The sequence below is a fragment of the Paenibacillus lacisediminis genome, assembly GCF_046567315.2.
Genome location: NZ_JBKIAX020000003.1, coordinates 25726 through 45600 on the forward strand (window position 1 = coordinate 25726; position 19875 = coordinate 45600).

Annotated in this window: 23 protein-coding genes, 1 pseudogene and 1 riboswitch; of the genes and pseudogenes, 12 read left to right on the plus strand and 12 right to left on the minus strand. The window is 53.8% G+C overall.

All coding sequences use genetic code 11. The annotated features are described in order from the left end of the window. Positions 1–58: 58 nt before the first annotated feature. Positions 59–757 carry a metal-dependent hydrolase gene (locus ACLD72_RS06310; protein ID WP_411000946.1) on the minus strand — a complete coding sequence of 233 codons (699 nt, stop codon included), beginning with the start codon at positions 755–757 and terminating at the stop codon, positions 59–61. A gap of 180 nt (positions 758–937) precedes the next feature. On the opposite strand from ACLD72_RS06310, the gene ACLD72_RS06315 reads away from it, so the two are divergent. The 3 genes from ACLD72_RS06315 to ACLD72_RS06325 are packed head-to-tail and all read left to right on the plus strand — an operon-like array spanning position 938 to position 3539. Next, positions 938–2254 carry an SPFH domain-containing protein gene (locus ACLD72_RS06315; protein WP_411000948.1) on the plus strand — a complete coding sequence of 439 codons (1317 nt, stop codon included), beginning with the start codon at positions 938–940 and terminating at the stop codon, positions 2252–2254. Beyond that, entirely contained in the window at positions 2254–2997 is a 744-nt protein-coding gene (locus ACLD72_RS06320) for a hypothetical protein (protein WP_411000950.1), read from the plus strand. Before ACLD72_RS06315 ends, ACLD72_RS06320 begins: the two co-directional genes overlap by 1 nt. A gap of 29 nt (positions 2998–3026) precedes the next feature. Then, on the plus strand, positions 3027–3539 hold the full coding sequence (locus tag ACLD72_RS06325; RefSeq protein ID WP_411000952.1) for a hypothetical protein: 513 nt from the start codon (positions 3027–3029) through the stop codon (positions 3537–3539). Positions 3540–3993: 454 nt separating this feature from the next. On the opposite strand, the gene ACLD72_RS06330 is transcribed toward ACLD72_RS06325, so the two are convergent. Together ACLD72_RS06330 and ACLD72_RS06335 are read right to left on the minus strand one after the other, a co-directional pair. After that, positions 3994–4896: a transposase gene (locus ACLD72_RS06330; protein WP_458475640.1), complete on the minus strand. Its 903-nt coding sequence runs from the start codon at positions 4894–4896 to the stop codon at positions 3994–3996. 17 nt (positions 4897–4913) lie between these two features. Then, positions 4914–5069, minus strand: a complete 156-nt coding sequence (locus ACLD72_RS06335) for a hypothetical protein (protein ID WP_411000954.1) — start codon at positions 5067–5069, stop codon at positions 4914–4916. An 86-nt stretch (positions 5070–5155) separates the two neighbouring features. Between ACLD72_RS06335 and ACLD72_RS06340 the strand changes: the two are divergent. The 6 genes and pseudogenes from ACLD72_RS06340 to rpoD all read left to right on the plus strand — a co-directional run. After that, a pseudogene (locus tag ACLD72_RS06340) lies at positions 5156–5385 on the plus strand (IS4 family transposase); the annotation flags it as partial. Positions 5386–5579: 194 nt separating this feature from the next. Continuing rightward, the gene (locus tag ACLD72_RS06345) at positions 5580–6374 is read left to right on the plus strand and encodes a helix-turn-helix domain-containing protein (protein WP_411000956.1); all 795 of its coding nucleotides are present in this window, start codon (positions 5580–5582) and stop codon (positions 6372–6374) included. 87 nt (positions 6375–6461) lie between these two features. Further along, positions 6462–6887 carry a VOC family protein gene (locus ACLD72_RS06350; protein WP_411000958.1) on the plus strand — a complete coding sequence of 142 codons (426 nt, stop codon included), beginning with the start codon at positions 6462–6464 and terminating at the stop codon, positions 6885–6887. Positions 6888–7055: 168 nt separating this feature from the next. After that, a complete protein-coding gene (locus ACLD72_RS06355) occupies positions 7056–7211 on the plus strand; it encodes a hypothetical protein (protein WP_251587872.1) in 156 nt (51 codons plus the stop codon). Between the two features lie 123 nt (positions 7212–7334). Next, positions 7335–7973 (plus strand): DsbA family oxidoreductase, encoded by a 639-nt coding sequence (locus ACLD72_RS06360; protein WP_411001151.1) that lies wholly within the window; start codon positions 7335–7337, stop codon positions 7971–7973. 260 nt (positions 7974–8233) lie between these two features. Beyond that, complete coding sequence (gene rpoD, locus ACLD72_RS06365) at positions 8234–9127, plus strand: RNA polymerase sigma factor RpoD (protein WP_251587871.1); 894 nt, start codon at positions 8234–8236, stop codon at positions 9125–9127. A 60-nt stretch (positions 9128–9187) separates the two neighbouring features. Here rpoD and ACLD72_RS06370 read toward each other — a convergent pair whose 3' ends face one another. The 4 genes from ACLD72_RS06370 to ACLD72_RS06385 all read right to left on the minus strand — a co-directional run bounded on the left by ACLD72_RS06370 (position 9188) and on the right by ACLD72_RS06385 (position 11712). Continuing rightward, entirely contained in the window at positions 9188–10282 is a 1095-nt protein-coding gene (locus ACLD72_RS06370; protein ID WP_411000959.1) for a hypothetical protein, read from the minus strand. A gap of 86 nt (positions 10283–10368) precedes the next feature. Beyond that, a complete protein-coding gene (crcB, locus tag ACLD72_RS06375) occupies positions 10369–10743 on the minus strand; it encodes a fluoride efflux transporter CrcB (protein WP_411000961.1) in 375 nt (124 codons plus the stop codon). Continuing rightward, the gene (gene crcB / locus ACLD72_RS06380; protein WP_411000963.1) at positions 10740–11129 is read right to left on the minus strand and encodes a fluoride efflux transporter CrcB; all 390 of its coding nucleotides are present in this window, start codon (positions 11127–11129) and stop codon (positions 10740–10742) included. Before crcB (ACLD72_RS06380) ends, crcB (ACLD72_RS06375) begins: the two co-directional genes overlap by 4 nt. A 41-nt stretch (positions 11130–11170) precedes the next feature. Further along, a riboswitch (Fluoride riboswitch) is annotated at positions 11171–11231 on the minus strand. Positions 11232–11298: 67 nt separating this feature from the next. Further along, positions 11299–11712 (minus strand): DUF4183 domain-containing protein, encoded by a 414-nt coding sequence (locus tag ACLD72_RS06385; protein WP_411000965.1) that lies wholly within the window; start codon positions 11710–11712, stop codon positions 11299–11301. A gap of 358 nt (positions 11713–12070) precedes the next feature. On the opposite strand from ACLD72_RS06385, the gene ACLD72_RS06390 reads away from it, so the two are divergent. From ACLD72_RS06390 to ACLD72_RS06400, 3 genes are all read left to right on the plus strand, one after another. Beyond that, positions 12071–13033, plus strand: a complete 963-nt coding sequence (locus ACLD72_RS06390; RefSeq protein WP_458475641.1) for a DUF4183 domain-containing protein — start codon at positions 12071–12073, stop codon at positions 13031–13033. An 87-nt stretch (positions 13034–13120) separates the two neighbouring features. After that, positions 13121–13537, plus strand: coding sequence for a metallothiol transferase FosB (gene fosB / locus ACLD72_RS06395; RefSeq protein ID WP_411000969.1), 417 nt, complete (start codon positions 13121–13123; stop codon positions 13535–13537). 451 nt (positions 13538–13988) lie between these two features. Further along, the gene (locus tag ACLD72_RS06400; RefSeq protein ID WP_411000971.1) at positions 13989–14873 is read left to right on the plus strand and encodes a radical SAM/SPASM domain-containing protein; all 885 of its coding nucleotides are present in this window, start codon (positions 13989–13991) and stop codon (positions 14871–14873) included. Positions 14874–15442: 569 nt separating this feature from the next. Here ACLD72_RS06400 and ACLD72_RS06405 read toward each other — a convergent pair. From ACLD72_RS06405 to ACLD72_RS06425, 5 genes are all read right to left on the minus strand, one after another. Beyond that, complete coding sequence (locus ACLD72_RS06405) at positions 15443–16282, minus strand: 1,4-dihydroxy-6-naphthoate synthase (RefSeq protein ID WP_411000973.1); 840 nt, start codon at positions 16280–16282, stop codon at positions 15443–15445. Beyond that, entirely contained in the window at positions 16279–16914 is a 636-nt protein-coding gene (locus ACLD72_RS06410; protein WP_458475642.1) for a futalosine hydrolase, read from the minus strand. The genes ACLD72_RS06405 and ACLD72_RS06410 overlap by 4 nt, the downstream gene beginning before the upstream one ends. Positions 16915–17247: 333 nt before the next feature. Then, positions 17248–18255 carry an NADPH dehydrogenase NamA gene (gene namA, locus ACLD72_RS06415; protein WP_411000977.1) on the minus strand — a complete coding sequence of 336 codons (1008 nt, stop codon included), beginning with the start codon at positions 18253–18255 and terminating at the stop codon, positions 17248–17250. A 208-nt stretch (positions 18256–18463) separates the two neighbouring features. Next, entirely contained in the window at positions 18464–18655 is a 192-nt protein-coding gene (locus tag ACLD72_RS06420; RefSeq protein ID WP_411000979.1) for a hypothetical protein, read from the minus strand. Further along, on the minus strand, positions 18652–19851 hold the full coding sequence (locus ACLD72_RS06425) for a DUF4062 domain-containing protein (protein WP_411000981.1): 1200 nt from the start codon (positions 19849–19851) through the stop codon (positions 18652–18654). Before ACLD72_RS06425 ends, ACLD72_RS06420 begins: the two co-directional genes overlap by 4 nt. Positions 19852–19875: the final 24 nt, after the last annotated feature.

A 19875-nucleotide genomic window follows, 5' to 3' on the forward strand; every position in this document is an offset into this window, starting at 1 on the left:
CAGGCCCCCGGCCGATACTTCGGAAAGTATCGTTCGGGGGCCTGCCGCTTAACGGGGTTTAACTCCAAGTTTCGGTATGCAGGGTTTCTGCTGGCTTTAAGAAGTGGCCTTGAATCCCGATTTTCTGCAATTCGGCGACAAAACGTTGTCCATCCTGACGGATCAAATCGAAGGTGTTGTAGTGAACCGGGACGACGTGTTTGGCATTGACCCACTCGGCTGCGACCAGCGCATCCTCCGGTCCCATCGTGTAATGGTCGCCGATCGGCAGAAACGCCAGATCGATCGGACGGCGGCTGCCGATCAGCTTCATATCGCTGAACAGGGCCGTGTCGCCCGCATGATATATGGTCAGTCCGTCAAGCTCCAACACAATGCCCGCGGCAACGCCAAAATAAAGGCTGACGCCGTCCTGCCGGGTCACTGAAGTGCTGTGCAGCGCCGGAACCCATTTCAGTTTGCCGAACGGCAATTGGATGGAACCGCCCAGGTTCATCCCGATCGTTTGCAGCCCGGCGTGCGCGAAATAATTCGCCAGCTCGACGATGGCGACGATGGGGGCGTTGTTGCGTCTTGAAATGCTGTCCGCGTCGCTGATATGGTCGGAATGCCCATGCGTCAGCAGGACGTAATCCGCCTTGATCTCATCGGCCGGCATCCCCGCCAGCGGGTTGCCGGTCAGAAAAGGGTCGATGATGATTTGCTGTTTTCCCGTATCCAAATGAATGCAGGAGTGACCCAAATATGTTATTTTCATTCCTATCACCTCATTGGAAAAGATATCCTTCCTAAAGTATTATACCCTCCGCCCACGAGCCTGTCACATGCCATAGAGGTTTCATACCAAAATCCTAGTCACAAAGCAGGATATGACCCTGGATATCCCGAATATAAACGTAGCGGATTTTGTCATTATTTTGAATAAGGGGAATTTGAAATGGCTTTGATTGATGTAGTAAAATACGACGGATCTCCGGATGTTTTCGCTTGGAAGCATCCCGAGGCGGAACTTAGCACTTGGACACAGCTGATCGTGGCCCAGTCGCAGGAAGCAATTTTGTTCAAGGATGGCAAAGCGCTTGACTTGTTTGGCGCCGGAAGACATACGCTGATGACAGCGAATATTCCGATTTTAAACAATATTATTAATCTGCCTTTTGGGGGAACCTCTCCATTTGCGGCCGAGGTCTGGTATGTCAACAAAGCAAGTGCCCTTGATGTAAAATGGGGGACGCCCAAACCGATCCATGTGCAGGATCCCAAGTACAATGTCCTCGTTCCCGTAAGAGCCTTTGGGCAGTTTGGGGTGCAGATCACGGATTCCCGAAAATTCCTGGTGAAGCTGATCGGCACGCTTCCGGAATTTAATCAACAACATTTGGTCGAGTATTTCCGGGGCGTCGTCACGATGAATATCAATTCGACCTTAACCTCTTATTTGGTACATAAAAAAGTGAGCATTTTGGAAATCAACGCCTACATCGGCGAAATGTCCATGCATTTTCAGGCGGCAATGACCCCTGTTCTTGAGGAATACGGTATTGGCTTGCTTAACTTTTACGTCAACAGCATTAACGTGCCTGAGGATGACCCGTCCGTCGTCCGTTTGCGGGATGCTTTGGCCAAAAAGGCTGAGATGGATATCATCGGCTTTAACTATCAGCAGGAAAGAACGTTTGATACCCTGGAAGGCGCGGCCAAAAATGAAGGAGGCGCGAATGCGGGAATCATGGGGGCCGGCATCGGCATGGGTATGGGTTATAGCATCGGTGGTCCGATCGGCAATGAAATGTCCCGCATGTCCCAAGCGCTGCGGGCATCGGGAGAATCCTGCCAATGTCCCAATTGCCAGCATATGAACCCGGATCAATCGATTTTTTGCAGCCAGTGCGGCGTTTCGTTGACCAGAGCGGGAGAGAAGCCGGCGGCAGAACCGGTGATCACTTGCAATCGCTGCGGCACCGCTTTAATGAAAGGCTCCAAGTTCTGCCCAAACTGCGGAGACCCGTACAACGCATGCCCCACTTGCGGGGCGGATAATCCCGAGAACGCTGCCGAGTGCATCAACTGCAAATCGCCTTTACCGAAACGCTGCCCCAAATGCAGTCAGCAGGTTAGCGCAGACAGCAAATTTTGCGGAAATTGCGGATCGGAATTAACGTTAAAATGCTACAACTGCCAACATGAACTTCAGTCCAAGCAAAAATTTTGCCCTGAATGCGGCTCCGATCAATCGAAGGGGAGCGAAGGATAATGCGATTGCGACGGTATACGGCCGCTTCACTTATCATATTTATCCTGTACCTTGTTGGACTTGCCTCCACCATTTCGGCATTCGCCATCATCTGGCAGGGGAGAATGGATGCTTTTTCGGCGTGGATTTCCCTAGGCGCCCTGATTTTGGCCGAAACCGTGATATGGCAATATGTTTCCTATTGGATAAACCATTACGAACGCGTCAAGAAGAATATTCCAGGTTTTGTGGCACTGGGAACTGTCGCCGCGGGTTATTTGATCGCCGTTTTCGTGTATTCGTTTTTTGCGGGGATCGCTGACCGGTTTTTGAGCGGATTAGTTCTGCTGCACATTCTAACCTTGACGATTGCCGTGCTGCTTGGAGGAACGATTTTGCTGTTCCTGAATTACGCGCTGAAAAGTGACGATACCACCCAAGCGCAGGTTATTCATTTGTATGAGCTCGAATCTGGTCTCAAAAGCCTGCTCATGAGCATCGAGGCATACGGAGAGGCGGAAGCCGGAGAAATCAAAGCGGTCCTGACGAAACTGATCGAACAAGTGCGCTTCAGCGATCCGGTCGTCCCGGATGCTCTGGCATATCTGGATCAGGATCTTTTGTTCCGGATCGATATGTTGAAAGAGGAGCTTGGGCAAGGAGGGAAGGAGCAAAGTCTTGCTGCAGAGTCCGTTCTTTTGCGTCTGCAAGAGCTAAAGCAGCTGCTGGATGACCGCAACGCCCGGTTGCTGCTTTCCAAATAGTTTGGTATACAGTTGATTAGGAGGAACACATGAAATCATTCTTTAAAAGTTTCTTCGGAGTTATTTGCACGGTCCTGGCCGGCCTTTTAGGAAGCTTATTTTTAATCGTTCTTCTCGCCGCCGATGGAGATCCGTCTTCGATATTAATTGTAGCTTTAATTTTGCTGCTTCCAGCCGGCCTATTTCTCTTTCTTGGCATTTTGTTATTCAAAGGCTCCAAGAAAACGGCGATTCCAAATTATTTGGGGCCGACTGGGCCCCGTCCTTACCCCGAGCAAAGGCAAAGACCGGGTTCGCCTTCGCCGAGGGCTTCTTCGCCATCATCGACGCCTATTGACTTTGATCCTGAGGCGGTCAAAGGCGCCGCCGAATTTATGAGTTCCCTTTTTGGCGGGCAGCAAACGGTTGTAACAGTGAGCACTCCTGCGCCAAAGGAGCCGGTTTCCCTGGATTGCCCGGGCTGTGGATCCAAGACGGTGGTGTATCCCGATAAACCAGCGACTTGTGAGTACTGCGGTACGGTTATTCCATATAAGGATTGATCAGAATCAGCCCGACCTAAATCAACTGCCAAGGGCGTTGAAAGCTTGAGTACAGGGAAGTGGGTGGGCGGGCGGCAGATCAACACTCGCTGTACGGAGACTTTGCACCATTATCCCGTTTAATCAGGTAACAATTGCTCAGGTAGCAGAGAAACTTACAAGTTCGGGAGGTGGAGAAGCAGATCGGTTCGAGGTAATTTAGACGGATTTAGGAGAAGAAATCAGGTTTAGAGGAGGTGAAACAGGCCGGCCAAGAGATCAAAACAGGAGACCAAGGACAAGACGCGAGGAAAACGAAAAGACCGTGATTTTGCTGTAGCCTGAACCCTTCCATTTGCAGCAACGCCCGCACCGTTCATGCTAACTCACACCAATCAAGTTGATCCGCATTAAGCTAACCCCCACCCATTAAGTTGATCTGCGTCAAACTCCCCCCACCGTTCCAGCGTATCGATCAGGCCGCAGTCGCAAGGGGTTGGTTCGGTTGGCGCGCGATCAGCCGGCGGTAAGGGATCGCCGGAATTGCCACACACATGCGCAGCAACTTCTGCCGCATCGTTTTTTCCGCTCCGGGCAGGTGCAGCTGGCGGCGTCCGGTGTACTCGTTGAGGTACGCCTGCAGATGCTTCAGTCCCAAGGCTCCATATGTACTCTTCAGCGATTCCCACGCTTCTCTCACCACTTTCCGCAAGGGCGTATACAGCCGATAGGCTAGAGGAAACGACTGTACCGCCGATGTACGGACATCTACATGCCCGTTGATGAACGCAGCGAGTTCGTGACGGTTTGCCCTTTGTCCGTCTCCTCTTTTATGCGGCACCAGGCGGATTTTGACCTGCTCCGGCTCTCCCGACTCCGTTACCGTGCATCCCGCTACGACCGCCGTGGCATACGGATGCGAAAACTGACACCGGGACGGATTACACCCATACAGATCGCTGTTCACCTTCACGTCTCCGCTGAGCAGCTTCCTGGCATCGAACTCCCCGACGGCATGGCGTATTTTGTGCAGCATCAACCAGGCGGTTTTGTAGGTGACCCGGATCACCTGTCTCAGCCGCATCGCCGAGATGCCGCCCTCAAGCAGGAACAAATCCAGGGCCTCGAACCACTTGAGCAAGGGCAGATGTGTTCCTTCAAAAATCGTGCCGACCAAAGCCGACGTTTGATGCTTGCACTTTCCGCACTCGAACAAGGGGATATGCCGGGAGGTCAGACGGCTGCACCGGGTGTGATCGCAGCGCGGGCAGACAAAGCCGTTCGGCCACTTCATCGCGATCAGCGCCTCCATGCAAGCCTGCTCGCTGTTAAAACGGTTGGTGAATGGTTGAAGTTCCGTTCCCGTATTGACCTCCATGTTCATTTGCCCCCGAATCAAGAGTTTAAGAACGTGTGTTCGATTTGTTCTATTATACCAAACGTATGTTCCTTTTTCAAGCCGAAAATCTCACCTGAACCGCCGCATTTTTCTTCATCTTTTTTGTTTTTTCTTCTCTCTTTTATTGGAACTTGCTTCAGCCCCCACCCCAAGCTCCTTGCTCCCTGAACGAGAGGGATAATCGTGCAAAGGCTGCAGGCAGGGCCCCCAAGCCCCCAAGACACGGACCCATTAGACAGCCCCTCACACCTGGCGTCGATTTGTGGTACTGCTCGAAATGGCTACGGTGCAAAAAGTAGCTGCGCTGACCTCGGCGAATCGTGGCGCCCCTCTTCATCATTGACGCTTGCGTGCTTCCATGTTTGAGCGGAATCGCAGTAAAGCGGTCGAGTTGCTTGCCCGATTTAGAGATCATGCCACCGGCACATTTTACAAGGGATCTCCGATCTCACGATGGGCTGGGCGAACGACTAGACCTTTTTGCTCTTCCACTTCGCGAGCTACATCAAGGCTTGCCTGCAGATTTTTGCTGGGGAAGTTGTGTGATAAATTTTATAGCAATTCTAAAAAGTAATGCTAGACTAACCTGCCGCTGGCAGATAAACTAGAAATGGAAATTTTAACTGGACAGGTTCTTGAAGCCCCGAAGGAAGGTGGTCCGGATGACAGAACGGTATCCTGAAATCGACGAAGTCATCGCCTACATTCAGCAAAACATTCACGAGCCGCTCCCGTTGTCCCGATTGGCCAAATACGCGGCTTACAGTCCGTTTCATTTTTCGCGCATTTTTAAAGAACGGTTGGGATTGCCCCCGCTGTATTACGTCTCCGCCATGCGTTTGCAGAAGGCTAAGGATCTGTTGCTTAAGACGGACATGACGATCCGCGACATCGGTTTGGAAATCGGCCAACAGAGTCTGGGCACCTTCACGACCCGTTTCACTGAACGGGTTGGTATGACCCCGTCGGATTTTCGCAATTCCCCCCGGCATGCCTTCGATCTGCTGCGCTCGTTGCAGCATTTTAACGCAGGCAGGCTGGGGCGCTGGAAGATGAACCGGCCGGGCGTGATCGGGGGAACGGTGCAAGCGGCGGCTCCTTTTTCCGGCGTGATCTTTATTGGGCTGTTTGCCAAGCCAATTCCTGAAGGGCTGCCTCTTTACGGAACGTTGTTGTTTTCCTTGGGCGAGTTTTGCTTCACCGGCATCAAGCCGGGAACTTATTATCTGATGGCGACTTCCCTCGATTGGGGCACAGATGCCAAAGATATTTTGCTGCCGCAAAGTACGCTGCGAACGCGTTTTCATCATCCGATCGCCGTCAAACCGGGGGTTCACGTTCCCTATCAAGAGGTAATGCTGTACCCTCCAAAAGCGGACGATCCGCCGATTCTGATATCGCTTTCCGTGCTGATGAATCGTTTTTTAAGCGAGTCACTGCAAAAAAGCAATCGGTAAGAAATTTTCGGCTCGGAAAAAAGGTTCAATATTATAGGACATACTGATGAGGTAGTCAGAATCCAACACCAGAGGAGCAGGTACAAGATGACAATGCGATTAACCCCTTATCTCGTGATGAACGGGAACGCCAAGGAAGCCATCTCATTTTACGAAAAAGCTTTGGGAGCTACGGTCGTTTTCGCGCAATCATTTGGAGAAATGCCGGAAAATCCCGAATTTCCGCTGCCGGAGGAAGCGAAGGATCGCGTCTCCCATGCTATGCTCAAGGTCGGAGAAACCGATTTGATGTTCTCGGACACGTTTCCGGGCCAGCCCCACCAAAGCGGAAATCAGGTCACGATCTGCCTGACGACGAATGACGCCGAACAGGCGAAACGCATGTTTGATGCGCTGGCTGAAGGCGGCCGAATCGATATGCCGTTGCAGGAGACTTTTTTCAGCCCGGCTTACGGTTCGCTTACCGACAAGTTCGGCGTACCGTTTCAAATCTTCACGGAAAGAAACATTTAATAATCCTTTCAAGAGGGGCGCCGGATCTAAAATTCCGGCGTTCTTTTTTCATAAATGCTTGAAATTACCATATGATTTTGGAGTGAAGTTTCATTTCGCGGCGGGTTGAAGATTCCGAAACGGGGCACGCTTAAAAAAGAACTACAGCGTAAGGAGGCGGTGGGAGAAATGAAAATTATCATTACGCAAAGCGAAGCCGTCGAGAAGGGAATCTGGGCCAAAATCAGAAAACAATTCGGATTGTCCGAAGAGGATGAGGTATGGGAGCGGGAGCAGTTTATTTTGACGGAAGAAGAGGCCCGGGATTACGGATTGATCCATTAAACGAGTCCTAGTCCTCAAGGAATGGATTGCTTCTGCGGGAGCGGACGGTTAATATGGGGTATAGACTATGGCGCCGCATGCTTCCTGAGGGTGCGGACGGCTTCTTGGTGGGAGGAATGAATGATGAAAATTGAAGTTTGGTCGGATTTTAGCTGCCCGTTTTGTTATATCGGGAAAAGACGCCTGGAGAAGGCGCTCGAAGCCTTTGAGCACAAGGATGAGGTCCAAGTGGTGTACCGCAGCTTTGAACTGGATCCGGAAGCTCCAAAGGATACGGAATCAAGCATCCATGAGCTGCTTGCCGTCAAATATGGCTTAAGCCTGCTTCAGGCCAAGGAATCGAACCAAAACGTGGCGGCTCAAGCCAAGGCCGAGGGGCTCGATTATCATTTTGATACGGCCATTCCGACAAATACGTTTGATGCGCACCAGCTTTCGCATTATGCCGGGGAAAAGGGAAAAGCTAAAGAGATGACGGAAAGATTATACCGCGCTTATTTTACGGACTCATTACATATCGGCGACCGGGAGACGTTAATCCGGCTAGCGGAAGAGGCCGGACTGAACGGCCGGGAAGCCGGGGAAGTATTGGACCAGAACCGTTACGCCGATCAGGTGCGCGAGGATGAACGGGAAGCCAGACAGCTTGGCATTCGCGGCGTCCCGTTTGTCGTGCTGCGCGGCAAGTACGCGGTGTCCGGAGCTCAGCCGCTGGAAATTTTTCAGGGAGCGCTGCAGCGTGCTTGGGAGGATCAGGCATAACCGGAAATGAATACACTGAAAGAACCAAAAAAACGCTGATCCGGTAAGGATCAGCGTGTGTTTACCTTTATGTAATTATGAAATTAAAATAAAACTTGTATTACTTCACACTCTATGGTACAATGACGGATAGCCAAATCACAAATGCTTCATACAATAATCTACTCAATAATAGCATAATATCAATGATTTGTCAAATGGATTTGCGCGACTCAGATAGAAAGACTTGGCAATTATTTATTTAGGGTGGGGGTCTGAAAATGACGGAGGACTTGAAGCATAATGAAACGGAATTTACCGACGACCTGACGCTGCCGCCAGGAATAAAAATCGATGACCCGGTACGTATGTATTTGAAGGAAATCGGTCGCGTTCCACTGTTATCCGCCGAAGAGGAAATCCAACTTGCACAGCGGATCGAAAACGGCGATGAAGAAGCCAAACGCCGTTTGGCTGAAGCGAATTTACGGCTCGTCGTCAGCATAGCCCGGCGTTATGTCGGGCGCGGCATGGTTTTTCTGGATTTGATTCAAGAAGGCAACATGGGTTTGATCAAAGCGGTTGAAAAATTCGATTACTCCAAAGGCTTCAAGTTCAGCACCTATGCAACCTGGTGGATTCGCCAAGCGATTACGAGAGCGATCGCCGATCAGGCCAGAACGATCCGGATTCCGGTGCATATGGTCGAAACGATCAACAAATTGATCCGGGTTTCCCGGCAGCTGCTGCAAGAAATCGGACGGGAGCCAACGCCGGAGGAAATCGCCAAAGAAATGGACATTTCGCCGGATAAGGTGCGCGAGATTATGAAAATCGCGCAGGAGCCGGTTTCGCTGGAAACGCCGATCGGCGAGGAGAACGACTCGAACCTGGGCGACTTCATTGAGGATCACGATGCCCCGGCGCCTGCGGAAGCGGCGGCCTACGAACTGCTCAAGGAGCAGTTGGAAGAGGTGCTCGATACGCTGACCGAACGGGAAGAAAATGTGCTTCGGCTGCGCTTCGGCATGGACGACGGCCGGACGAGAACGCTCGAGGAAGTCGGCAAGGAATTCGGCGTTACCCGAGAACGGATCCGGCAGATTGAAGCCAAAGCGCTCCGTAAATTGAGACATCCCAGCCGCAGCAAACGGCTGAAAGATTTTATGGAATAAACCGAAGCAGCGGTTCATCAGGGTTTGAGACTGATGGACCGCTGCTTTTTTTGCCTGAAATTATTTTCGCGTTGAACGAGCGCGCCCTTTCATCAAGCTAATTCGCCCCAGGACTTTCGAGGTGAGCGGACGAACATAGCGATAGTTCAGCTTCCGGCCCCGCTGTGCGCGAAGAAGCGCGGATTTGCCGGGACGGGCCACTCGCGCTCTAAACACCTGCATAAACCATTGCACCGGATAGGAAATCGACAGGCGGCCGTTTTCGGAACCGGCAAAATTGACGGCCGCCGCCTGATTGCCGCGTGCGGTCAGCCAAACGGAGCCGGAGTCGCCTGCCAGCGATACCGGGCCTTTGCCGCGGATAACGCTTTGGTCCTTGAAGGTAATCGTGCCGAGGTTGCCGTAATCGCCGTAATCGACCTGGATGTCCGTATGGATCGACTCGACGGTGCCGGTGACGACCCCGGTGGTGCGTCCGACTTTTTTGAATCGGTCCCCGACTTTATAGGTGACGACATGCCCCGGGACGGCTCCGAAAACAGCGTAGGCCGGTTTGAGCAAACCCCGGCGCAGCGGTTTTGATGTGGCGGCATCCAGATAGTTGGCGCTTTTTTTGCGGAGCTTAACAAAGCGGTCCATATTTCCAATCCGGTCCTGCGGTCTGCGCCCGCGATCCGCTCCGCCTGGCTGAAGCGTGGCGGAGAAACGCGACGTGTTGTTATTTACCAGCACATGATTGTTGCTTAGGATACGTCTGCCACCTGAACGATCGCTGACGATCAGTCCGGCGGTTCCCGATGCGTCGGGAGTGCCGACGCTATACCCGGCAATGACTGGACGGATACGGCCGGTGAAGGCTCGTTTGGAGCGGGCGCCTAATTTGCCGTGTTTGCAAAAGCGCCGGCAACGAACGATGCGAAACGGTACGCCGGATGCGGATTTTAGCTGTTGCGGCACAGCGGTTGGCCGTTTTTTGACTTTTCTTTTTTTATGGGCGGTGGAAGAAAGGGCTTCGGCATATACGATGATGGCGGCCCCTTTTTTCGGGCGATTGGGATCATGCAGGCCGACACCGACGCCGTGGATGCCTTTACGTTTGAGCAAACGTCTGGCAATGCGCCGCTTCAGCAAATAAGCTTTACGAAAACTGGCCAATAGGTATCACCTTTTCTCGCTTTTTCGCGGATTTGCTTTATCATATGCAGCGGCGGGAAAGGTTGACTGTCCGTAAGTTTGCCGGCTTATTGACTTAGGCGGATACAGCGGTATCCCAGCCAGGCAAAACAAATGCCCAGCAAAACAGAGGATATTACGTAAACGATCGCTTGTTGCTTCCGCCCTTGCCCGATCAGGCCAATCGTTTCGTATCCGAACGTGGAGAAGGTCGTATAAGCTCCGCAAAAGCCGACCCCAAACATCAGCCAGCTCCATTCGGGCATCCCGCGATGATTATGTAGGGCCGATAAAAGACCGAGGAGAAAGGAGCCGCTAATGTTAATCAGCCAAGTCCCGTACGGGAATCCGCTGCCCATTTTACCGGATATCCATTTGCCCAGATAGAACCGCAGCAGCGTCCCCAAAATGCCGCCCGCGCCAACGCCGATGATGCCGATCATGCGTGCCCCTCCCCTTGATTGCTTTGGTTCTTTCCGGCGATCCACACGCCGAATCCGGCCATAAGCAGGCCGCCAATCACGTTCGCCAGCACGTAAGCGGCCGCCGTTCCGGGGCGGTTGGAGCTTAGTGCGTCCAAGGTTTGCACGGAAAAGGTGGAGAAGGTCGTAAATGCTCCGGTAAAGCCTGTCCCCAGGCCTAGACGAAGATGGGAAGGGATTTTCCGCAGCGGCGCGATGGTAAAAAACCATCCGAGGAACAAACAGCCGGTCAAGTTGATGATGACGGTAGAGAGGGGAAAGAATCCTACAGAAGGAATCCCAACCCCTAATCCATAACGCAGCAGCGAACCGAAAAATCCGCCAACGATCAGTGCGATTACATCCAAAAGCGATCATCCTCCTAAAAATAGACAGACCCCTACCAGCAGAACTGGTAGGAGTCATTAGCTCGGGGAGCGGTTCAGGCGAACTCCATCGCCTATCATATTGGATTCATTTTAGTCGATTGTACGGGGAGAGTCAATACAGTGAGTCAATACGCTTTACATGATCACTTTATGACGTGATGGTGATCGTGGGAGCGGAGATTGTAGGCTGCGTCGAAATCGTTGAAGTGACATCGCCAAAGCTGTTGACTTCCAATTGAACGGGAACGCCTACGCTGATATCCGTCGTGGCCAAAACCAAGCTTGCCGTCGTCAACGTGGACAGCGACTGCTGCTGGATCACGCCGTTGACATACACGTTAAAGAAGTCGCTGCCGGTCAAGGCGGGCAAAGCGGTCACGGCTCCGTCCGCATCATCGACAAAGCTTGCCGCCGGGATGGTCGTATCCGTGGCTCCGATCATGGCTGCCGTAATCGTGGCGAAAAAACGGCTGACGGTTGGAGTAACTGTCGTGGTGACGGCTCCCCCTGTGGCTACCGGAACGGAAGCGGTGGCGGTAAAGACGGGTTTTACTACTGGCATGGTATTACCTCCTAATCTAGAATGTTATCGAAAGATTCGATACATCATATATAATGATCGGATTCTCGTAATAGAAACGGCGTTGTTTCATAGGGAAATATTTATTCTTTAGCGTCGTGGCAAGGATATTTGTCTATTTCGCCTCTACGCGCAAGCACATATGATAATGCGGGCGAATAACGAGGCAAAGTACAGCATTTCCGTATGGGAGGAATGGCAGATGGGGAAAGTGAAATGTGCTGCCGGGCAAAAAAGGAGGAAAGGTACGCGAGGCGGCAAAAAGAGGAAGGCCGCATATTGCGCTCTGCGTGCGCAAAACCGGAGATTGCGCAGTCGTCTTGTCATTTGTTGGAAACGGATGCGGCGAGTAGAACAGCTGCTTAATCAATACTGCGGGCAAATGAACCATCCGGGAGATGGGAGCGGCGTCGGCGCCCCCGGCTCGCCGGGGGCGAGCGGCCCGGCAGGCCCTCCAGCGGGACCGGGTCCTGTGGGGAATGCGGGGCCGGCCGGACCGCAAGGGGCCGCAGGGCCTTGGGGCGCGATGGGTCCAGTGGGGCCGCGGGGACCAGGGGGCGAAGCGGGTGCACCGGGGCTGACAGGTCCGAATGGGCCAGCAGGTGACGCAGGGCCCCCGGGGCTGGCCGGCCCGCAAGGGCCGATGGGAGAAGCCGGGCCGCCGGGGCCGAGGGGGGAAGCAGGGGTCCCAGGGCCAGTGGGTCCGCGAGGACCGGCAGGAGAAGCAGGGCCTTCAGGGCCGGTGGGTCCCCAGGGACCCACGGGAGAAGCGGGGCCCTCGGGTGCGGCCGGCCCGCAAGGACCAGCGGGAGAGGCGGGTCCCCCGGGTGCGGAAGGCCCACAGGGGCCAGCGGGAGAGGCGGGTCCCCCAGGTGCGGAAGGCCCACAGGGGCCAGCGGGAGAAGCAGGGCCCCAGGGCCTGGCAGGTCCGCAGGGACCAGTAGGAGAAACAGGGCCGCAAGGGCCTGAGGGACCTCCTGGACCACCCGGGCCTCCCGGCGGCGCGATTCAGGTCACACCCAGCGTGTTCCGCTACTTTTATTTTCCTCCTGACAATTTGCAAGGAGATGTCATCATCCCCGCCAGCGAGTTTACGGATGACCAGGGAAATACACAGGCCGCATTTTCCGGAGTCGGCAGCGAATCATATGCAAATTTGTATATAAACGGCGTTATGCAGGAAGGCAGCCTGTACTCAGTGTCCCCCGCTGCTTTGACGCTTTTTCTCGGTCAGGATATGATATTGGCGGGGACGCCGATCATTCTTGAAATCGTGCAGATTACGGCCCAAGCCAAGCCATAGTTTGAACATCGTTTCTGTTGCATATTGCGTGTCGATTAAGGGCGAGGCGTTATTGCTTTGCCCTGATTTTTTGCAAGGAGGAGACATATGGAAATCAAAGGGATTAATCACTTCTGCTTTTCGGTATCCGATTTGGACCGGTCGATCGTTTTTTATGAACATGTATTTGGGGCAAAAATGGTCGTGAAGGGCAGAAAACTCGCTTATTTCGATTTGCACGGGCTGTGGATCGCGTTGAACCAAGAGGACATTGCCCGGGACATAGAAAACCGTACATACACGCATATCGCGTTTACGATTGAGGAAGCGGATTTTGACGCTTTCCTGGACAAGCTGCGCAAATTGAAGGTTGAAGTGCTGCCGGGGCGCGAGAGGGATGTCCGGGACAAAAAGTCGATTTATTTTCTCGATCCCGACGGGCATCTGTTTGAATTCCATACGGGAACGCTGGGGGATCGTCTCGAATACTACCGGGCGGAAAAAAGCCACATGACCTTTTACTGATAAACTTCGGCGGTTCGGGCCATTTTTTTGTTGGGCTTTTGCCCTGTTTAAGCTAGAATAAAAACAAGCAAAGATCAAATATCTCTTGAATCGGCAGACAAATCACTAGCGTTGCATTAACTTTAGCTCAAAATTTCCCGTAACAGCTCCCAGAACTCTAACGGTTGTAGCAGCTGCTATTTTACGAAAAAAGACCTGTTCTAAATTCTAACGGTCGTGAGCGCCGTTATTTACCTGAATCGAAGCAAAAATAGCCGGATATAAGTGAAATAAGCGCTATGGCAACCGTTACAATTTGAAATCAACGTTTTTGGCACAAATAGCGCTTGTGGCATCCGTTAGAATATTTGTGAGGCTAGTGTGGCTTGAAAAATGTATCTTGTCAGATGAAATGCAACGCTAGTGCAGACAAATTCCGAACACTAAACTAACACGAAGTAGGCTCAAGTACATGAAAAAGTTCAAAAAGTTTTATATCGAAACGACCAGCATTTGCAATTTGGCGTGCAGCTTTTGTCCGCCAACGCACCGTAATGCGCAGTTTATCAAAACGGAAGACTTCAGCAAAATTTTGGATGATATTAAACCTCATACGGATTATATTTATTTCCACGTAAAAGGGGAGCCGCTTCTTCATCCCAAAATCGACCAGCTCCTGGACATCAGCCATGAAAAAGGTTTCCAGGTGAACATCACGACCAACGGCACGTTGATTCCAAAGGTCAAGCATAAACTGCTCGGCAAGCCGGCGCTGCGCCAAATGAATTTTTCACTGCACAGCTTTGATGGGCACGAAGGGTCCACGGACCGGGAGGGTTACCTGTCCTCCATTTTGTCTTTCGTCCGGGAGGCCGTCGCTTCCTCCGATCTGATCGTTTCGTTCCGGCTCTGGAATTTGACGAAGGACAATGAGACGAATTTGCAGCGAAAACGTAACCGGGAGACTTTGGAAATGATTGAACAAGAGTTTGGTCTGGACTACCGCATCGAGGAAAAAGTCGTACCCGGCAGCGGGGTCAAATTGGCCGAACGGATTTACCTGAATCAGGATCATGAATTCGCCTGGCCGGATTTGAGAGCGCAGGAGGACGACGGCAAAGGTTTTTGCCATGCGCTCCGCAATCAGGCCGGGATTTTGGTCGACGGTACGGTGATCCCTTGCTGCCTTGACGGCGAAGGGGTGATCAACCTCGGCAACGTGTACAAAACCCCGTTCTCGGAAATTATCGAAGGGGAACGGGCCAACCGGTTGTACGAAGGTTTTTCGCGCCGGGTGGCGGTCGAGGAACTTTGCCGGAAATGCGGCTACCGCCAGCGCTTTGGCGGCGAAGCTTAGGAGTTTAATAGAGAAAAGGGGAAATATGAAAGGAGCCGATACGGCTCCTTTTTGAAGAGGCGCTGCAGCCCATGTTTGGGCCCGCGGAAATAACGGTAAAAATGGCCGCTATTTTTGCCAAAGTAGGAGTTCGGGGGAAATAGCGGAACTTTTTTCCTCTATTCTCGCCGAGTGGGGCAAAAAAGGCGTTTTATTCAAGGTTAGCAGGAAAATAGGCCCCAAAAGTACCGCTATTTTGTAAGAGAAAGGAAAAATCGAAAAAATAACGACATAAATTACCGCTATTCTGGGACGGCCATTTCCTCTCCACGCTTAAAGCAAGGGGGAGAGTCCACACGGGTACAGTGGGTAGAACCAACCTGTAAACCGCACGTATAGGAGTAGCTTAATGAGCATATTCGCCACAAATGAGTAGGCCTAGCACAAATGAGCATATTCGCCACAAATGAGTAGGCCTAGCACAAATGAGCAGGCCCACCACAAATGAACAGGTCCACCGCAATGAGCAGGCCCACCACAAATGAGCATACTCGCCGCAAATCAGCATACCTACCAACGGCCGACTGCCTTTATCGCAGCTTCGCGGGGTTCACCTTGGGGACGAGTCCCTCGGCCGCGGCGCGGTCGAGCAGGGCGGCTACGGCGGCATAGCCGTCTTCGCCCAGCTCTGCCGTGTAGCGGTTGACGTACAGGTTGATGTGCGCCTGCGTTACTTCCGGCGACATCTCCTGCGCGTGGCTCATCACGTATTCGGCGGACGCCTCGGGATGCGCCCAGGCGTATTCAACCGATTCCCGCGTCCAGCGGGCGAGGGCAGGCAGGTCCAACGAGCGGCGAGCGATGATGGCGCCCAGCGGAATCGGCAGCCCTGTATCGGCTTCCCACCAGCTGCCCAGATCCTGGAGCATCGCCAGCCCGTAGTTCTGATAGGTGAACCGGGCTTCGTGAATGACCAGCCCGGCGTCGATATCGCCGCGCTGCACGGCCGGCATGATCTCGTCAAACGGCATGACGATGATTTGACCGATGCCGCCCGGAACATGCTTTGCCGCCCACAGCCGGAACAGCAGATAGGCGGTCGAGCGTTCGCTGGGGACCGCTACCCGGCGTCCGGACAGGGCAGCCGCGCCTTCCGCGCCGCCATCCGTTCCGGCGGTCAACACGAGCGGCCCGCAGCCGCGTCCCAAAGCGCCACCGCAGGGCAGCAGTGCGTATTCGTCCAGCAGCCAAGGCAAAGCGGCGTAGGACACCTTAAGTACATCCGGTCCATGACCGGATGCCGCCAGGCCGTTCGTAATGTCAATATCCGCATAAGTCACGTCCAGCTCGGGCGCCCCGGGAATCAGACCGTGCACCCAGGCGTGAAAAACGAAAGTATCGTTGGGACAAGGGGAAAAAGCGATTTTCATGATAGCAGCACCTCCGGTAGTATAGAGCAGGCTTGTTCCAGCGCCTGCAGGGCGTCGCCGATCTTCCACAGCTCACGCTGGCGCGGGCCGACGGCGTTGGAAATGGCGCGCAGCTCCAGCGCCGGAAGCCCGAACTGGCGCGCCGCTTCGGCGACGCCGTAGCCTTCCATCGCTTCGGCTCCCGCGCCGGGGAAGCGGGCCCGCAGCGCTGCGGCCGTTTCCGCCGTGCCGGTGGCGGTCGCCAGTGTCAGCGCCGGCCCGTAATAAGCCGGGAGCCCGGCAGCGCCAAGGGCGTCCGCCCAGCGGGCCGCAAGCTCGCGTTCCACGGCGATCCGCGCGGAGCCGAAGCCAAGCTCGTCCACGCTTGAGAAGCCGTCCGGCGTCTCCGCGCCCAGGTCGGCGGCGATGATTTCGCTGGCGACGACCAGCGAACCGACCTCGGCGACCCCGGCGAAACCGCCGCCGATGCCCGCGCTGATGACGAGCTCGTATTCGCCGCCAGCGTGAGCGAGCGCCGCCGCCGTCGCCGCGGCGGCCGATGCCGGACCAACGCCGGCCAGCCGCACCTCGGCGCCGGCATGTCCGCCTAGGCCGCGTTGCACGGCATCCCGCTCCGCCTCCACCGCCGTCATGATCAGGACGCGTTTCGGCGCACGTAACGAAGGGGGACCAGCCAATGAGGACCCGGGACGATTTATAGAATCAGAAAGGTTCATAACAGCTTGACAACTCCTTAACCAAACTCACTCTTCAAATTATATAGCTCTGTCCCGTGAATTCCAAGCGGGGTTTGGCCAGGGCCAGCGAAATTCAGGGCCAATCCGCGGAGCAACTGCGGCATTTGACAGCGGTCGCGCCGGCCCGGGCAACGGCAGCAAAAACCGGACCTTGAGCCTACGCAAACCAGCGTACGAAAGCTCAAGGTCCGGCTTATAAAAAGCAGCTTTTGCCAATCCTAACGGCGGTCAGGCTCTCTGGTATTGGGCGGGACGCTCCAGCGTCGTGCGCAATTCCTTCGCTGCTTCGTAAGGCCAGTATGGATTGCGCAGCAATTCACGGCCGAGGAACACGAGGTCGGCGCGGCCGTTCCCGATGATTTCTTCCGCTTGGAGTGGGCTGTTGATCAAACCGACCGCTCCGGTAGCAACGCCTGCCTGCGCACGAATTCGATCCGCCAGGTTCACCTGGTAGCCGGGGAACACGTCGATCGACGCCGGCACGAGCCCGCCGGAGCTGCAGTCGATCAAATCGACGCCCTGTTCCTTCATTCGCCGGGCATAATCGATATATTGATCCAGCGAGTTTCCTTCCCGCGTGTATTCATTGGCCGAAACCCGTACGAACAGCGGGCCGTTCCATACGGTTTTTACCGCGTCGATCACTTCGCCGAGCAGACGGTAGCGGCCGTCCGCATCGCCGCCGTATTGATCGTCCCGCCCGTTCGAAACCGGGGAGAGGAATTCATGGATCAGGTAGCCGTGGGCGCCGTGGATTTCAATCACATCGAACCCGGCTTCCTTCGCCCGGCGCGCCCCTTCCCGGAAGCCTTCAACGATCCGCCGAATATCGTCAGTGTCAGCGGCTTTTGGCATTTTCATGTCCGGGAACGGGATGGCCGACGGAGCGACGATCGTTTCGTCCAGCACTGCTTTTCTGCCGGCGTGCGCGAGCTGAATCCCGATCTTGGCACCGTTTTGGTGAACAAGGTCTGTGAGTTCCTTCAGCCCGGCGACATGCTCATCGCTCCAGATGCCGAGGTCGTCATAGCTAATCCGTCCTTCGGGGACAACGGCGGTCGCTTCGACGATAATGAGTCCAACACCGCCGACAGCCCGGCTGGCGTAGTGAACCCGGTGCCAGTCGGCGATTTTTCCGTCCTTCGTCGAAGAATACATGCACATAGGGGACATGACGATTCTATTTTTTAAGGTAACCTGCTTTACCGTCCATGGGGAAAACAGCTTGGCGCTCATTACAACCACTCCTTCTTTATTTATCGATTTTCACTCAAAAAAACCCATTCTATACCATCGTAATTCACGCCACACGAAGATACAAGTACGCACAATTTTGTTGTATAGTATACTTTTTTATACTGTTTCCGCCAGCCGCTCTAAATGCTAAAAAACCGCTTCGCCCGGCATTTAGTGTCGGAGCAAAGCGGTTTATGGCTTGGAAAACTTAAGCCTTTTTGCTGGCCTGGGCAAAACGGTCCTTAATTTGTTTGTTGTTGCGTTTCATCGCCGAACGCTGATCGCGTAAAATTTGGGAGGAATTTTTATCCGAAGGCGCAAACAGCAGCGCTTCCTTCGGCTGAAAACCGACGGCTTTGGAGACGACTCCGTTTTTGGATACGAATACGCCGCGACTCAAGACGGCATCCCTCCTAAACATAATTTTACAAATTGAATGATGACCGGATTTTTACTCATTATAGCATGATTGGCGCTCTCTTTGTAGCGGATGAATTTCCTGTAGTCCCATGCCGGGTCGGCCGGGAAGTGCAGTGTCAGCACATATTCTCCCGAGCGGATGCAGTAGTAGAACATGCTTTTTGATTCCGTGAAAAAAACCTGCTCCTGCTGGTTCCCCAAATGGTAGGTTAGCACGGCGTAGGAGCTGTTGTTGTCGAGAGTGTATTCAGCCGGTCCGTTCGCCTCGCCGGCCTGAGCCACGGCCTTCAGCCTATCACCTGACCGGACGTACAGTGTGGCCGCGCTGCAATCCTTGTAATGACCGACCTGTTCGCTAATATACTGTCCGTATCGGTGTTCGATCATTCCGCCTTCAAAAGGGGAGATGAGCCTCTGAAGAAACGCTTCCGGCTCCCGCAGGCCGCCGATTTCCAGCTGCGGAAGCAGACCGCTGATCAGCTCGAACGCATGATCGAATTGCTCCAGACGCTCACTGTTTTGTTCGATCGACGGCTCCAGCGGAAGCAGCAAAGCGCCGCGCCTGAGCAAATCGCTGAAATATCCGTGCCAATCGAGCGGAACGCCTAGCGAAAGATCGTCGATGTAGATTTTGCGTATGGCGATGTCGTAAAGCAGAAACCATATGTAAGGATCGATATAGGAAGGCAGGCTGCGCTCGGCAGCCAGGATATCCATGATCTGCCGGGAGCTTGGAAACTGTTCTTCCTTAGCGATAAACCGGTCGATGAACGGTTCAAGCAGCGGCTTGACGCTGCCGAAAAACAGCGATTTGATCTGTACGTCGCCAAAAACGAGAATCGTTTTCCCGGCCTCAAACGCTTTGATGAATTCGAGATGAGTGACCGTTCGATCGGCACCCGGATCATAGGTGCCGGCTTTGCCGCCGATAAACAGCAAATAAATGTCGCATTCCTCCACCGCCTCAAGGCAGCGGATCACGGGATCGGTCCCGGCCGGCCACGGGCCAAGATTCTCCTCCCACATGACCGGTTCATGCCCCATAGCGGCCAGTTCCCGGAACGCGTTTTTGCGAAGAGGCTTCAACCCGTCTTCGTTCACGGAGCTAATGAACACCTTTGTTTTCGCCACGGCTAAATACACTCCCGGATCGGATTTACCAGCATTTTCCTCCATTATACCCCAGCCTGGCGGAATTGG